The sequence below is a fragment of the Methylobacterium sp. CB376 genome (genome assembly GCF_029714205.1).
In the GTDB taxonomy this organism is placed as follows: Bacteria; Pseudomonadota; Alphaproteobacteria; order Rhizobiales; family Beijerinckiaceae; genus Methylobacterium.
Map to the genome: position 1 here is coordinate 5611429 of NZ_CP121648.1, position 13435 is coordinate 5624863.

The following is a 13435-nucleotide window of genomic DNA, read 5'->3' on the forward strand; positions in this document are numbered from 1 at the left end:
GACGGACCTGCACGGGCCCGCGCGGCCTCAGGCCGGGACCGCCCCGCCGAGCAGGTGCTCCAGGATGCGGCCTTCCAGGGCGGCGAGGGCCGGGTCGCCGCGGCGGCGCGGGCGCGGCACCGTCACGGGGAGGTCGAGGGCGATCACGCCCGCCTCCACCACCAGGATGCGGTCGGCGAGCGCCACCGCCTCGGCGACGTCGTGGGTGACCAGCAGCGCCGTGAAGCCCTGAAGCTGCCAGATCCGCTCGATCAGGTCCTGCATGCCGATGCGGGTGAGGGCATCGAGGGCGCCGAGAGGCTCGTCGAGGGCGAGGAGTCCCGGGCGGCCGACCAGGGCGCGGGCGAGCGCCACGCGCTGGCGCTGCCCGCCCGAGAGCGTCGCGGGCCATTGGCCGGCCTTGTCCGACAGGCCGACCTCCGCGAGGGCGGCCGCGGGGCGCGCCCGGCGCGCCCGCCGGGCGCCCTCCTCGCCGAGGCCGACCGCGACGTTGTCGAGCACCCGCGCCCAGGGCAGCAGGCGCGGCTCCTGGAACATGATCCGGCGCAGCCGGCGCGGATCCCGCGCCTCGCGCGGGCCGGCCTCCAGGGTGACCTCGCCCGCGCTCGGCGCCTCCAGGCCGAGGACGAGGCGCAGCAGGGTGCTCTTGCCGCAGCCGGAGCGCCCGACCACCGCCACGAACTGGCCGGCCGGGATCGCGAGGTCGAGGCCGCGCAGGACCGGCCTCCCGTCGAAGGACTTGGCGAGGCCGCGCAGCCCGACGGCGAGGCCCGCCGAGGCGGGTGCGGGGGCGCGGCGCGGGGGCGCCGGGGAGAGGGCCGCCTCGTCGAGCCGGCGCAGGGCGGTGACGGTCATGGTCGCTCGTCGCTGTGGGGGATGAGGGAGGTCAGGCGGCCCGGTAGGCCGGGTTCCAGGACAGGCAGAGCCGCTCGAGCCGGCGCGTCAGCACGTCCGCCACCTTGCCGAGCAGGGCGTAGATCAGGATCGCCAGCACCACGACGTCGACCAGCATGAACTCGCGGGCCTGCATCGCCATGTAGCCGAGCCCGGACGAGGCCGAGATGGTCTCGGCCACGATGAGGGTCAGCCACATGATGCCGAGCGCGTAGCGCAGGCCGACGAAGATCGACGGCAGCGCCCCCGGCAGCACCACGCGCAGGAACAGGCTGGCCGGCGACAGGCCGTAGACCCGCCCCATCTCGATCAGCTGCGGGTCGACGGCGCGGATGCCGTGCAGCGTGTTGGCGTAGATCGGGAAGAACACGCCGAGCGCCACCAGGAACAGCTTCGCCTCCTCGCCGATGCCGAACCACAGGATGACGAGGGGGATCAGCGACAGGTGCGGCACGTTGCGGATCATCTGCACGGTCGTGTCGGTGAGCCGGTCGGCGGCCCGCGACAGGCCGTTGGCGAGGCCGAGCGCGAAGCCGATGCCGCCGCCGACCAGGAAGCCCGCCGCCGCGCGCAGGAAGCTCACCCACAGGTTCGTCCACAATTCGCCCGTGCGGCCGAGCCGCCAGCCCACCGCCGCCACGTCGAGGGGCGCCGGCATGAACCGGGTCGAGACCAGGCCGAGGGAACTCGCGGCCTGCCAGCCGACCAGGATCAGGACGGGCAGGAGCCAGGGCGTCAGGCGCGCGGCGGCCGGGGCGAGGACGCCCGCCGGGAGGCCGCCGCGCGCGGGCGCGGGCGCGCCGGCCCTCACCGGCCCGCCCCGGCGCGGGTGGCGGGCGGCTGCGCCGCCCCGGCGCTTTGGCCGAGATGCGCCGCTACGGCGCCTTGGTGCAGGAGCGCCGTCCCGGCGCCTTGGTGCAGGAGCGCCGCGAGCTGGCCGGCCGCCTCGCCGACCCGCGCGCGGATCGCCGGCGCGACGAGGACGCCGTCCTGGAAGTCGGGGTCGGAGGCGTAGACCGCGCTCGGTACCGCCAGCGCCGCGAAGAAGCCGAGGAGCGGCCGGAAGGAATGCTCCACCACCAGGGCGTGGCGCGCGCCCCCGCCCGTCGCCGCGATGGCGACCGGCTTGTTCGCCAGCGCGGCTGGGTCGACGAGGTCGAAGACGTGCTTGAACAAGCCCGTATAGGCGCCCTTGTAGACCGGCGAGCCGACCACGAGGGCGTCCGCCTGCTCGATCGCGTCGATGATCCGGCGGGCCGGCAGCGGCAGCTGGTCGCGCGTCCAGGCCGCGCCGAGCCCCGGCCCCGCATCGACGAGGTCGTAGAGGCGGACCTCGACGGCCGCGCGGGCGGCGGTCTCCTCGGCGATGGCCTCGACGAGGGCGCGGGTCTTGGAGGGGCGCTGCAGGTTGGCGCTGAAGCCGACGAGTTTCGGACGCGTCATCGGGGGATTCCGCTGCGTAAGGGGGCGGTCGCGCGGCCGGGCCGCCACGAGGAGAGCGACCGCGGACGGAGATGAATGCTCGGCCAGAACTTGCCCTCGGTCAATGAAATGTTCCTTTAAAAGAACAAGACCTCGGAGGCGGGCCTCCTTCCCGACCGGCCCGGCAGAGAAGACTCTCCCGCATCGCCGCCGGTTCGGCCGGGATCGGCGGGGCGCGGGACCGGCCGGGCGCCGGCTCTTGTCCGGTTTATCGAACGATGCGGCGGCCCGCCCGATGCCGCGCGCCGGGCGCGGCGGTCCCGGGCCGGCGCGCCGCACGCTCCCGCACGGATCCGCACCGGATCCGGACCGGCGCGCCCGCCGGTGCGGAGCGCGACGCAACGAGGGCGAAGCTGCCCGTGGCGGCGCCCCGCCGCTTCGGCGAGCCTGCACGTGACCGGCCCGTGCGGCCGGGTCACCCGGAGTTCCCCGATGCTGCTCACGCCCCTCCCGGCGGCGCGCGCCCGCGCGCCGCGCGCCGACGCTCGGCCGACCGCATGGTCGACCGCTCGGCCGACCTCTTGGCCGACCTCTTGGCCGACCTCTTGGCCGACCTCTTGGCCGACCGCTCGGCCGACCTCTTGGCCGACCGCTTGGCCGGCCGCCCTGCGCCGGGCGCTCGCCCTCTCGGCGCCCGTCCTCCTCGGCCTGCTCGCCTGGCTCGGCGGCCTCGACGGCGCCCGCGCCGCACCGGGCGGCGGAGCGCTGCTGCTGCGCGGCCCGGCCCGCGAGGCCGCGCCGGTCGAGGCGCCGCGCCTGCGGACCGACATCGCCGTGACGGTGAGTGGCGCCACCGCCCGCGCCACGCTCACCCAGGTCTTCCGCAACACCACCGACCAGTGGGTCGAGGGCACCTACGTCTTCCCGCTGCCGGAGGACGCCGCCGTCGACACGATGACGCTCGTCGTCGGCGATCGCGTCATCGCGGGGGAGATCCGCGCGCGCGAGGCCGCCCGCACCGCCTACGAGGCCGCGCGCGAGACCGGCCGCGCCGCCGCCCTCACCGAGCAGGAGCGCCCGAACCTGTTCACCACCAGCGTGGCCAATATCGGCCCCGGCGAGACCGTGCTGGTGCAGATCGCGTTCCAGCAGCCGGTGCGGCTGTCGGGCGGCACCCACGCCCTGCGCCTGCCCCTGGTCGTCGCGCCCCGCTACAGCCCGGCGCCCGGCTTGCTCCAGCCGGCCGCCGAGGGGCCGGCGCGCGACCCGGTGCCCGACCGGGCGCGGATCGCCCCGCCGGTCCTCGATCCGGCCGTGCACGGGCCCGTCAACCCGGTGACGCTCACCGTCACCCTGCGGGCCGGCTTCCCCCTCGGGACGGTGGAGAGCGCCACCCACGCGATCCGCGTCGAGGAGACCGGCCCCGACAGCCGCCGGGTGACCCTCGCGGACGGCCCCGTGCCGGCGGACCGCGACTTCGCGCTGACCTGGCGCGCCGCTCCCAGCGCCGCGCCCGCGGTCGGGCTCTTCCGCGAGCGGGTCGGGGAGGACGAGTACCTGCTCGCCGTGGTGACGCCGCCCGAGGGGCGGGCGCCGGCGCGGCGGCCCCGCGAGGTCACCTTCGTGATCGACAATTCCGGCTCCATGGCCGGCGCCTCGATGCGGCAGGCCAAGGCGAGCCTGCTCGTGGCCCTCGACCGGCTCGGCCCGGCCGACCGCTTCAACGTGATCCGCTTCGACGACACCATGGACCTGCTCTTCCCGGCCCCGGTCCCGGCCGACGAGGCGCATCGCGACGCCGCCCGCCGCTTCGTGGCGGCCCTGGAGGCGCGGGGCGGGACCGAGATGCTGCCGCCCCTGCGGGCCGCCCTCGCCGACCCGCATCCCGAGGAGGGCGACCGCGTGCGCCAGATCGTGTTCCTGACCGACGGCGCGATCGGCAACGAGGAGCAGATCTTCTCCGCGATCAGCGCCGGGCGGGGCCGCTCGCGCCTGTTCATGATCGGCATCGGCTCGGCCCCGAACGGGCACCTGATGACCCACGCGGCGGAACTCGGCGGCGGCAGCTACACGGCGATCGGCACGATCGACCAGGTGGCGGAGCGCACGGCCGAGCTGCTCGCCAAGCTGGAGAGCCCGGTCGTCACCGACCTCGCGGCCGCCTTCTCGGAGCCCGGCGTCGAGGCGACCCCGCGCCTCCTGCCCGACCTCTACCGGGGCGAGCCGGTGGTCCTCGCCGCCCGCCTGCGGGAGGCGACCGGCACGCTGACCCTGCGCGGGCGGATCGGCGAGGCGCCCTGGCAGCAGGTGCTGACCCTCGCCGAGGCGCGGGAGGGCAGCGGCATCTCGAAGCTCTGGGCGCGGGCGAAGATCGGCGAGGCCGAGACCGCCCGCCTCACCGGCCGCATGAGCGCCGAGGCCGCCGACGCCGCGATCCTGCGGCTCGCCCTGGCGCACCGGCTGACGACCCGGCTCACCAGCCTCGTCGCCCTCGACGTCACCCCGCGGCGACCGCCGGGCGTCGCCCTCACGGCCGCCGACCTGCCCCTGAACCTGCCGGCGGGCTGGGACTTTTCGGCTCTGTTCGGCGGCGAGGGGCGGATGCCGCGCGCGCGGCGGGCCGAGGCTCCCGTCCCGCGCGCCGCGCAGGAGGGCCGCGGGGTCGACCTGCCGCAGACCGGGACCGACGCGCCGGCCCTGCTCTGGCTCGGCCTCGTGCTGGCCGGCCTCGGCGCCGGGCTGCTCGGGCGCGGCGCGGGCTCGCGGAGGCCCGCGTGACCGGGCGGCGTGGGCCCGGGAGGGCGGCGCTCGCCGCCCTCCTGCTGGCGGCCGGCCTCGCCCTCCTGGGCCAGGCCGGCTCGATCCGGGCCAAGGGCCTCCTCGCCCAGGCGCTGCTGGAGCGGGCCTTCGCGCGGAGCCTCGCCGCGGGGGGCCGGCCGGTGCGGCCCTGGCCCTGGGCCGACACGGTGCCGGTCGCCCGGCTGACCCTCCTCGGCCGCTCCCTGGTCGCCCTCGACGCCAGCAGCGGGCAGGCCCTGGCCTTCGGTCCCGGCCACGTGCCGGGCACGCCTGAGGCCGGCGAGCCCGGCACCGCCGTCTACGCGGCCCATCGCGACCTGCATTTCCGCGGCCTCGACCGGCTGCGGACCGGCGATCCGGTCGCGGTGACGCGCCGGGACGGGGTGCGCCTGCGCTTCCGGGTCACCGGGACCCGGGTGGTGCGCCACGACGCCTCCGGCATCGACCCGCACGCGCCGGGGCGGCGGCTCGTCCTCGCCACCTGCTGGCCCCTCGACGGCGCGACCCGGGGGCCGCTGCGCCTCCTGGTCGAGGCCGCGCTGATCCCCGGGGAATAGCGCGGGCGCGGCTTGCGCCGGGTGCGGTTCCGTGCGGTTTTGTCCGCGGGGAGCCGGGGCGGATGGGCGCGGGCGACACGGACCTGCCGGAGAGCGAGAGCCTGCGCGTGGCCGAGACGGTGCGCGAGGCGCTCGCGCGCCGGCGCATGTCGCGACAGGCCCTGGCCGACGCGGCGCGGATCAGCCTCTCGACCCTGGAGAAGGCGCTGGCCGGCCGCCGGCCCTTCACGCGGGCGACGACGGTGCGGCTGGAGGAGGCGCTCGGCGTCTCCCTGCGCGGCCCCGCCCCGGCGGCGCGCCACGCGCCCGAGCGCCTCGGCGCCTATTCGCGCGAGGCGGTGGCCTGGCTGGAAGGCCGCTACCTGACGCTGCGCCCCTCCTTCGGCGACGCGGCCGCGCTCTTCGCCTACCGCACCGAGATCCTGTGGGACCCGGAAGGCGGCCGCCTCGTCTTCCGCGAGGCCGAGCGCCTCGACGCGCCCTTCGCGCAGAGCGGGGAGGTCTCGGTGCCGAACCTCTCGGGCACCATCTACCTCGTCACCAACTGGCAGGGGCAGGTCCGCCTCGCCATGCTGGGCCGCCCGACAATCCACGGGGAGCTCTACGGCCTCCTGACCACTTTGCACGCGGGGCGCGGCGCGCAGCTCACCCCCGCCGCCTGCCCCCTCGCCCTGCTGCCGGATCGCGGCGAGGTGCCCTCCGGGCGCATCACCCCGGGCATGCCGGCCTACGCGCCCTGCCGCCGCCACCTCGCGCGCGTCTGCGACGAGGGGTTCGGGGTGGTCTTCCCGGTGCCGGGGTGATGGGGCGGTAGGGTGCGGGCCCCCGCGGAGCGGGGGTGGGGCTGTCTCCCGCGCGGGACGGGGTCGCGTGGGCATGCCGACGCCGCAAGCCCCGCCCCCGTGCGGGGGCGAGGCGTGGCGGCCCCGGCCGGGGCCTGGTTCCGGCTCAGCGGAACAGCGTCATCAGGTTCTGGCTCGCCCCGTTGGCGATGCTCAGCGACTGCACCGCCAGCTGCTGCTGGGTCTGCAGCGCCTTCAGCCGCGTCGATTCCTCCTCGATGTCCGCGTCCACCAGCGTCCCGATCGTCGCCTGGTTGGCCTTGATCAGCGTGTCCACGAACGAGGATTGCCCCTCGATCTGCGTCTTGCTCGCGCCGAGCTTCGTGCCCGCATCCGTCACCGCCGCGATCGCCTTGTCGACCGCCGAGATGATGTTCTTCAGGTCCGCGTCGCCGTTCGTGCCCACCAGCTTCGAGATGTCCAGGTTGGCGATCGAGTAGGAGCCGCCCCCGAACTGCGCGTTGTAGGTGCCCATCGCGGTGTCCAGGATGCCCTGCGCCTGGGTGACCCCGGCGTCGGTGCCGGTCCCGGTGCGCGGCACAACACCGCCTGCCGGGACGTCCGTGCCAGTGGTGGTGCCCGCCGTGAAGCCGAACGCCGCGTCCGCGTTGCTGATGATGATCTTCGAGCCCGCACCGGCCGTGTCGGTGCTGGTCAGGACGAGCTTCCCGCCCTGGACCGACGCCGCGACCTTGGCAGCGGTCGTGGCCGAGAGCGTGGTGTTGATCATCGCCGCCACGTCGGTGGCGTTGACGGCATTGTTGCCGGCGGAGGTCTTGGTGGCCAGGGCGGCATAGGCCGCCGCGTCCAGCGTGATGGTCTTCGAGGTCGTGCCGTCGCTGATCGTGATGGCCTTGCTGCCCGTCGAGAGGTCGAGGTTGGTGAAGGCGCTGCCCTGCACCATCGCCACCGTGGCGACGCCCGTGGTGGTGCCGAAGCCGACGTCGATCAGGGCCTTGCCGGCCGAGGGGTTGCCGACGGAGACCGACAGGGTGGTGGCCGCGCCGGTCGCGGTCGAGTTGAAGGTCAGCCGGCCCGAGGAATCCAGGCCCGCCGTCACCTTGCCGGCCAGGGTCGCGGAGGCGGAGATCTGGTTGTTGATGGCCTTCAGGAACTCGTCGGTCGTGACCTTGGACAGGTCCTTGGCAGCCGTCGCCATCGTGGACGAGTTGAGCACGATGTTGCCCGTCTGGCCGCCCACGGAGATCGCCAGCGAGACCTCGTTGATGGCGCTGAAATCCGCCGTGCCGGCCCCGGAGCCGAACCCGCTCGTGCCGGTGAGGGAGGTCGAGCCGACGACCTGGGCGTTGGTCGCGGCCGCCGTGACGCTGGTCGAGTTGGTGTCGTAGAGCTTGATCTGGCCGACGTTGATGTTGATCATCGAGAAGTTGATCGTGCCGTCGCTGGCGCGCGAGAAGCCCGCCACCACGTTCTGGACGGCTTTGTAGCTGGTGTTCGTGGCAGCCGAGTTGACGGAGAGCCAGTTCTGCCCGCTGGAGACCGAGGAATCGGCGGTCGCCTTCATCTTGCTCTGCAGGGTCGCGATCTCGGTCTGGACCTTGGAGCGGTCGGTGCCGGAATTGGTGGCGGTCTGGAGCTTGGCGCGCAGGTTCTGCAGGTCGGAGAGGATGCTGTTGAGGCCGTTATAGGCGGTGCCGACGGCCGAGGAGGAGAGGCCGAGCGAGTCCTTCACCGCGCCCAGGGAGGCGTTGTCGGTGCGCACCGTGGTGGCGATGGACCAGTAGGCGGCGTTGTCGGAGGCGGCGGAGACGCGCTGCCCGGTCGAGACCCGGTTGCTGGTCATGTCGAGCTGGGCATTGATCGACTTGAGGGTGGTGAGCGCAGTCATCGCCGCGGAGTTGGTGAGCAGGCTGGTCATGGTGAGGGAACTCGCGATGAACTGAAGGAACGGGTTGCAAATCCGGGCTCGCACCGGAGAAGCGGACCGGCTTCATGCCTTGGACCGATCGCAGGTCCGACCGACGACGCACTAGACGCGGGCTTTCACCGAAAGAACGGAACGACATCATGTCTAGGGACAACCATAATCCCTTCCGTACTGCTGACGTCGAAGAATAATCCGATAGACAATTGTTCCTCGACCTGATCTTTTTGGCCTTGATTCCCCTAAGGAAGTTTGAATCTCTCTCGCGTCTCTTCGTTCGAATACATTCGCCTCAAGCTTAAGGTTAACTGATCATTGATCTGGACGAGCTGCCCGAGAGTCCATGCGCCGAGCGCGGAGATCTCTCTTTTAAGTTGTGTCGCGATCTTTGGAGTACCGCAACCACTTGTCATATCGAAGTGATTCCGTGCCGGCGTGCCGATCGGAGCAGTTTTAGGTTGTGTCTATGCGTGGGTGCGAGCGGAAGGTGGCGGCGGCACCCCGCCTGCGCACCGGGCAAGACCGGCGGCCGGCTCACCGGGAAATCTTGGGAATTACTGTTTTCTTTGCTTTCTAGTTCTTGTGCCCCGCGGCGCCCGCAATCCGGGTTCGGCCTGCATCAATCGAGTGCGGCGCAGCATCAGAACGTCCGCGGCGGCCGGGCCTGGCGTGATCCGGCCGGCGCTTCGGCCGTGTCGGGAGGCGTCGTGCGAAGCGCAGGTGCGTGGCGAAGTCCGCGGCCTGGGGCCGGCGGGCCGCGACGGTTCGCGCGGGCGAGCCCCGGCCCGGAGGAGGATCACGGGCTGGGTGTGGCGCCGCCGGCGAGGGCCGTCAGGGCGTACGGCGGGGTCGCGGGCTGCCAGGGTGCGCTCGCCCTTCCCCCGCAGGCCTCCCCCTGGTCGATGACCCGACGGGCCGCGCGGCGACGGCGATCGCGTCCGCGCCCGACGGTCGCGTGCCGCCCGACGAGGAGGGAATCGGGCCTCTCCGCGGATGGCGGCCTCTCGCGGCTGATGGCCCCGGCGCGTGTCGGTCCAGGCCGCGGACCATGGTCGCGGGCGGCCTGGGGCGCGGGGCTGCGCGGGATCCTCCCCGCCCCGCCGGGCGTGGCGGCGATCGACCGGATCGCAGCCCGATCCGTGCCGTGCGCGCGCACCGTCCGCGCCGCGCGGATCTCGGGGGACGGGGGCATGCCGCGTCGCGCCCCCGCGCTGCCGCGCGTCGGCGCATCCGGGAGAAACCGGGCGTTGGTTCACGGGACCGCGCCCGTGCCGGGTGCGTCACGCGAAAAACCCCGCCTCCTCGCGGAGACGGGGCGCGCTGCGTGGCGGCCCCGGCGGTGCCGGGGCCGGGGCTTGGTCGCGTATTCCGGCTCAGCGGAACAGCGACAGCAGGTTCTGGCTCGACGAGTTGGCGATGCTCAGCGACTGCACCGCCAGCTGCTGCTGCGTCTGCAGCGCCTTCAGCTTCGTCGATTCCTCCTCGATGTCCGCGTCCACCAGCGTACCGATCGTCGCGGTGTTCGCCTTCATCAGGGTGTCCACGAAGGTCTTCTGGCCGTCGACCTGCGTCTTGGCCGCGCCCAGCTTGGTGCCCGCGTCCGTCACCTTGCCGATCACCTGATCGATCATGGTGATGATGTTGGCCACGTCGGTGTCGCCGTTGGTGCCGACGAGCTTGGAGATGTCGAAGTTCACGACGCTGTAGGAGCCCGACATGCCGCCGCCGGCCGTGTAGGTGCCGTTCGAGGTGTCGAGCAGGCCCTTGCCGGTCGTGGTGGTCGCGTTGGTCCCCTTCGCCACGGAGCCGGTGACGCTGGCGGCGCCGAAGCCGATGTCGACGGTGTTGTTGGCCGTCGTGTCGACCTTGACGGTATTGGTCGCACCCGTCGCGGTCCGGGTGAAGGTCAGGCGGCCCGCGGTGTCCAGGCCGGCGGTGACGCTCGGCACGCCCGCGGTGGTCAGCGTGCTGGCGCTGATCGCGTTGTTGAGCGCCGAGAGGAACTCGTTGGTGGTGACCTTGGTGAGGTCCTTGGCGGCGGTGGTCAGCGCGGCCTTGTCGAGCTTGATGGTCGCGTTGCCGGTCTCGGTGGTGATCGTCAGCTCGACCGTCTGGGCGGCCGAGAAGTCGGCCGTGCCGCCGGTGAACGCCGTCGTGCCGGTCAGCGAGGTGCTGCCGAAGACCTGACCCGACGTGGCCGGGACGGTGACGCTGGCGCTGGAATTGGCGTCGAGCAGCTTGATGCTGCCGACGTCGACGTTCACGTACGAGAAGTTGATCGCGCCGGCCGAGTCGCGGGAGAAGCCGGCCACGATCTTGCGGATGGCCTGGTAGTCGCTCGCCGACGAATCCACCGAGATCCAGTTCTGGCCGCTCGACACCGACGAGTTGGCGGTCGCCTTCATCTTGCTCTGGAGCGCCGCGATCTCGGTCTGCACCTTGGCGCGGTCGACGCCCGCCTGGGTGGCGGTCTGGAGCTTGGCGCGGATGTTCTGCAGGTCGGTGAGGATGCTGTTGAGGCCGTTATAGGCCGTGTCGATGGTCGAGGCGCCGAGCCCGAGCGAGTCCTTCACCGCGCCGAGCGAGCTGTTGTCCGTGCGGACCGTCGTGGCGATCGACCAATAGGCGGCGTTGTCGGCAGCGTTGGAGACGCGCTGGCCGGTGGAGACGCGGTTGCTGGTCGTGTCGAGCTGGATGTTGATGCTCTTGAGGGTGGTCAGGGCCGTCATCGCGGCGCTGTTGGTGAGCAGGCTGGTCATCTGAGCTGATCCGGGTTGTGAGGCAGACAGGCAACATCGGATCCGGGCTCACACCGGAGTAGCAAATGGCCTCATGCCATAGATCCAAGACTTGGATCTAACCCGCTACGCATTACAAACCGGATTCTCACCGGATCGGCAAAATGACATCATGTCGACAGGTTCAAACTAACCTGCTTGCCGAGCTGCCGCCGGAACTTCCTGCGGGTGCGATCACGATCACCCTGGCGATGGATCCACTATGCCCGGCTCACCGTTACTGGTGGCTTAATCGCAATGGCAAAAGGGCTCGGGCTTTCACCATGTTCGATTGATGGAGGCCGCGATGAAGCGCGGTTCGGCATGGCCGAGGAAGCGCGGCTTCACGGCGCCCCGCGAGGTCCGGCGCGGCGCGCCACGGCGGCGCGCCCCGGTCGGCACCGCCCCATCCGGCTCCGGTCCGTCGGGCCGCGGCCGCGCTCCGCCCGCCGCGACCGACCCGCGCAGGAACCCGCCCCCTCGGGAAAGCGCCCGTTCCGGGCGCGTCACGCGAAAAACCCCGCCTCCTCGCGGAGACGGGGCGCGCTGCGTGGCGGCCCCGGCGGTGCCGGGGCCGGGGCTTGGTCGGAGGATCCCGGCTCAGCGGAACAGCGAGAGCAGGTTCTGGCTCGACGAGTTGGCGATGCTCAGCGACTGCACCGCCAGCTGCTGCTGCGTCTGCAGCGCCTTCAGCTTCGTCGACTCCTCCTCGATGTCCGAATCCACCAGCGTGCCGATCGTCGCGCTGTTGGCCTTCATCAGGGTGTCCACGAAGGTCTTCTGGCCGTCGACCTGCGTCTTGGCCGCGCCCAGCTTGGTGCCGGCATCCGTAACCTTGCCGATCACCTGATCGACCATGGTGATGATGTTGGCCACGTCGGTGTCGCCGTTGGTGCCGACGAGCTTGGAGATGTCGAAATTCGCGACGCTGTAGGAGCCCGACATGCCGCCGCCGGCCGTGTAGGTACCGGTCGCCGTGTCGAGCAGGCCCTTGCCGGTCGTGGTGGTCGCGTTGGTCCCCTTGTTGACGACGCCGGTGACGCTGGCGGCGCCGAAGCCGATGTCGACGGTGTTGTTGGCCGTCGTGTCGATCTTGAGGGTGTTGGTCGCACCCGTCGCGCTCCGGGTGAAGGTGAGGCGGCCCGCCGAGTCCAGGCTGGCGGTGACGCTCGGCACGCCCGCGGTGGTCAGCGTGCTGGCGCTGATCGCGTTGTTGAGCGCCGAGAGGAACTCGTTGGTGGTGACCTTGGTGAGGTCCTTGGCGGCGGTGGTCAGCGCGGCCTTGTCGAGCTTGATGGTCGCGTTGCCGGTCTCGGTGGTGATCGTCAGCTCGACCGTCTGGGCGGCCGAGAAGTCGGCCGTGCCGCCGGTGAACGCCGTCGTGCCGGTCAGCGAGGTGGTGCCGGAGGCCTGCGCCTGGGTCGCCGCCACTGTCACGCTCGAGCCGGCATTGGCGTCGAGCAGCTTGATGCTGCCGACATCGACGTTCACGTACGAGAAGTTGATCGCGCCGTTCGAGCCGCGGGAGAAGCCGGCCACGATCTTGCGGATGGCCTGGTAGTCGCTCGCCGACGAATCCACCGAGATCCAGTTCTGGCCGCTCGACACCGACGAGTTGGCGGTCGCCTTCATCTTGCTCTGGAGCGCCGCGATCTCGGTCTGCACCTTGGCGCGGTCGACGCCCGCCTGGGTGGCGGTCTGGAGCTTGGCGCGGATGTTCTGCAGGTCGGTGAGGATGCTGTTGAGGCCGTTATAGGCCGTGTCGACGGTCGAGGCGCCGAGCCCGAGCGAGTCCTTCACCGCGCCGAGCGAGCTGTTGTCCGTGCGGATCGTGGTGGCGATCGACCAATAGGCGGCGTTGTCGGCAGCGTTGGAGACGCGCTGGCCGGTGGAGACGCGGTTGCTGGTCGTGTCGAGCTGGGTGTTGATGCTCTTGAGGGTGGTCAGGGCCGTCATCGCGGCGCTGTTGGTGAGCAGGCTGGTCATCTGAGCTGATCCGGGTTGTGAGGCAGATAGGCAACATCGGATCCGGGCTCACACCGGAGTAGCAAATGGCCTCATGCCATAGATCCAAGACCTGGATCTAACCCGCTACGCATTACAAGCCGGATTCTCACCGGATCGATGGCGCGACGTCATGTCTGCAGGACATTAGAGAACCTGCCCATCGAACATTGATCGATGACTTGGTGGCAGCGAATATCAACTGCCTTCATCGACGCTATAATGGTCGTATGGGCGGCCTTACTGGTGACTTAA

9 protein-coding genes are annotated in these 13435 nt (G+C 71.9%); 3 read left to right on the forward strand and 6 right to left on the reverse strand.

All coding sequences use genetic code 11. The annotated features are described in order from the left end of the window. Positions 1-27: 27 nt before the first annotated feature. From QA634_RS25800 to msuE, 3 genes are read right to left on the reverse strand one after another with little or no spacing between them, the layout of a single operon-like run. A complete protein-coding gene (locus QA634_RS25800) occupies positions 28-855 on the reverse strand; it encodes an ATP-binding cassette domain-containing protein (protein ID WP_012334841.1) in 828 nt (275 codons plus the stop codon). A 31-nt stretch (positions 856-886) separates the two neighbouring features. Beyond that, on the reverse strand, positions 887-1705 hold the full coding sequence (ssuC, locus tag QA634_RS25805) for an aliphatic sulfonate ABC transporter permease SsuC (protein WP_012334842.1): 819 nt from the start codon (positions 1703-1705) through the stop codon (positions 887-889). Beyond that, positions 1702-2337, reverse strand: a complete 636-nt coding sequence (gene msuE / locus QA634_RS25810; RefSeq protein ID WP_012334843.1) for an FMN reductase — start codon at positions 2335-2337, stop codon at positions 1702-1704. Before msuE ends, ssuC begins: the two co-directional genes overlap by 4 nt. Positions 2338-2808: 471 nt before the next feature. Here msuE and QA634_RS25815 point away from each other — a divergent pair, with 471 nt between their 5' ends. The 3 genes from QA634_RS25815 (at position 2809) to QA634_RS25825 (ending at position 6475) form a co-directional block, all read left to right on the forward strand. Further along, positions 2809-5094 carry a marine proteobacterial sortase target protein gene (locus tag QA634_RS25815; protein WP_012334844.1) on the forward strand — a complete coding sequence of 762 codons (2286 nt, stop codon included), beginning with the start codon at positions 2809-2811 and terminating at the stop codon, positions 5092-5094. After that, positions 5091-5672, forward strand: coding sequence for a class GN sortase (locus tag QA634_RS25820; protein WP_012334845.1), 582 nt, complete (start codon positions 5091-5093; stop codon positions 5670-5672). Before QA634_RS25815 ends, QA634_RS25820 begins: the two co-directional genes overlap by 4 nt. 62 nt (positions 5673-5734) lie before the next feature. After that, positions 5735-6475 carry a helix-turn-helix domain-containing protein gene (locus QA634_RS25825; protein ID WP_012334846.1) on the forward strand — a complete coding sequence of 247 codons (741 nt, stop codon included), beginning with the start codon at positions 5735-5737 and terminating at the stop codon, positions 6473-6475. A gap of 145 nt (positions 6476-6620) precedes the next feature. On the opposite strand, the gene QA634_RS25830 is transcribed toward QA634_RS25825, so the two are convergent. From QA634_RS25830 to QA634_RS25840, 3 genes are all read right to left on the reverse strand, one after another. After that, positions 6621-8393, reverse strand: coding sequence for a flagellin N-terminal helical domain-containing protein (locus QA634_RS25830; protein WP_012334847.1), 1773 nt, complete (start codon positions 8391-8393; stop codon positions 6621-6623). A 1379-nt stretch (positions 8394-9772) separates the two neighbouring features. Continuing rightward, entirely contained in the window at positions 9773-11158 is a 1386-nt protein-coding gene (locus tag QA634_RS25835; RefSeq protein WP_012334848.1) for a flagellin N-terminal helical domain-containing protein, read from the reverse strand. Between the two features lie 618 nt (positions 11159-11776). Beyond that, positions 11777-13162, reverse strand: a complete 1386-nt coding sequence (locus QA634_RS25840; protein ID WP_012334849.1) for a flagellin N-terminal helical domain-containing protein — start codon at positions 13160-13162, stop codon at positions 11777-11779. Positions 13163-13435: the final 273 nt, after the last annotated feature.

Coding starts and splice junctions, on each gene's coding strand:
- QA634_RS25840 (WP_012334849.1), bottom strand. CDS start 13,162: ATGACCAGCCTGCTCACCAACAGCGCCGCGATGACGGCCCTGACCACC.
- QA634_RS25815 (WP_012334844.1), top strand. CDS start 2,809: ATGCTGCTCACGCCCCTCCCGGCGGCGCGCGCCCGCGCGCCGCGCGCC.
- QA634_RS25825 (WP_012334846.1), top strand. CDS start 5,735: ATGGGCGCGGGCGACACGGACCTGCCGGAGAGCGAGAGCCTGCGCGTG.
- QA634_RS25830 (WP_012334847.1), bottom strand. CDS start 8,393: ATGACCAGCCTGCTCACCAACTCCGCGGCGATGACTGCGCTCACCACC.
- msuE (WP_012334843.1), bottom strand. CDS start 2,337: ATGACGCGTCCGAAACTCGTCGGCTTCAGCGCCAACCTGCAGCGCCCC.
- QA634_RS25800 (WP_012334841.1), bottom strand. CDS start 855: ATGACCGTCACCGCCCTGCGCCGGCTCGACGAGGCGGCCCTCTCCCCG.
- QA634_RS25835 (WP_012334848.1), bottom strand. CDS start 11,158: ATGACCAGCCTGCTCACCAACAGCGCCGCGATGACGGCCCTGACCACC.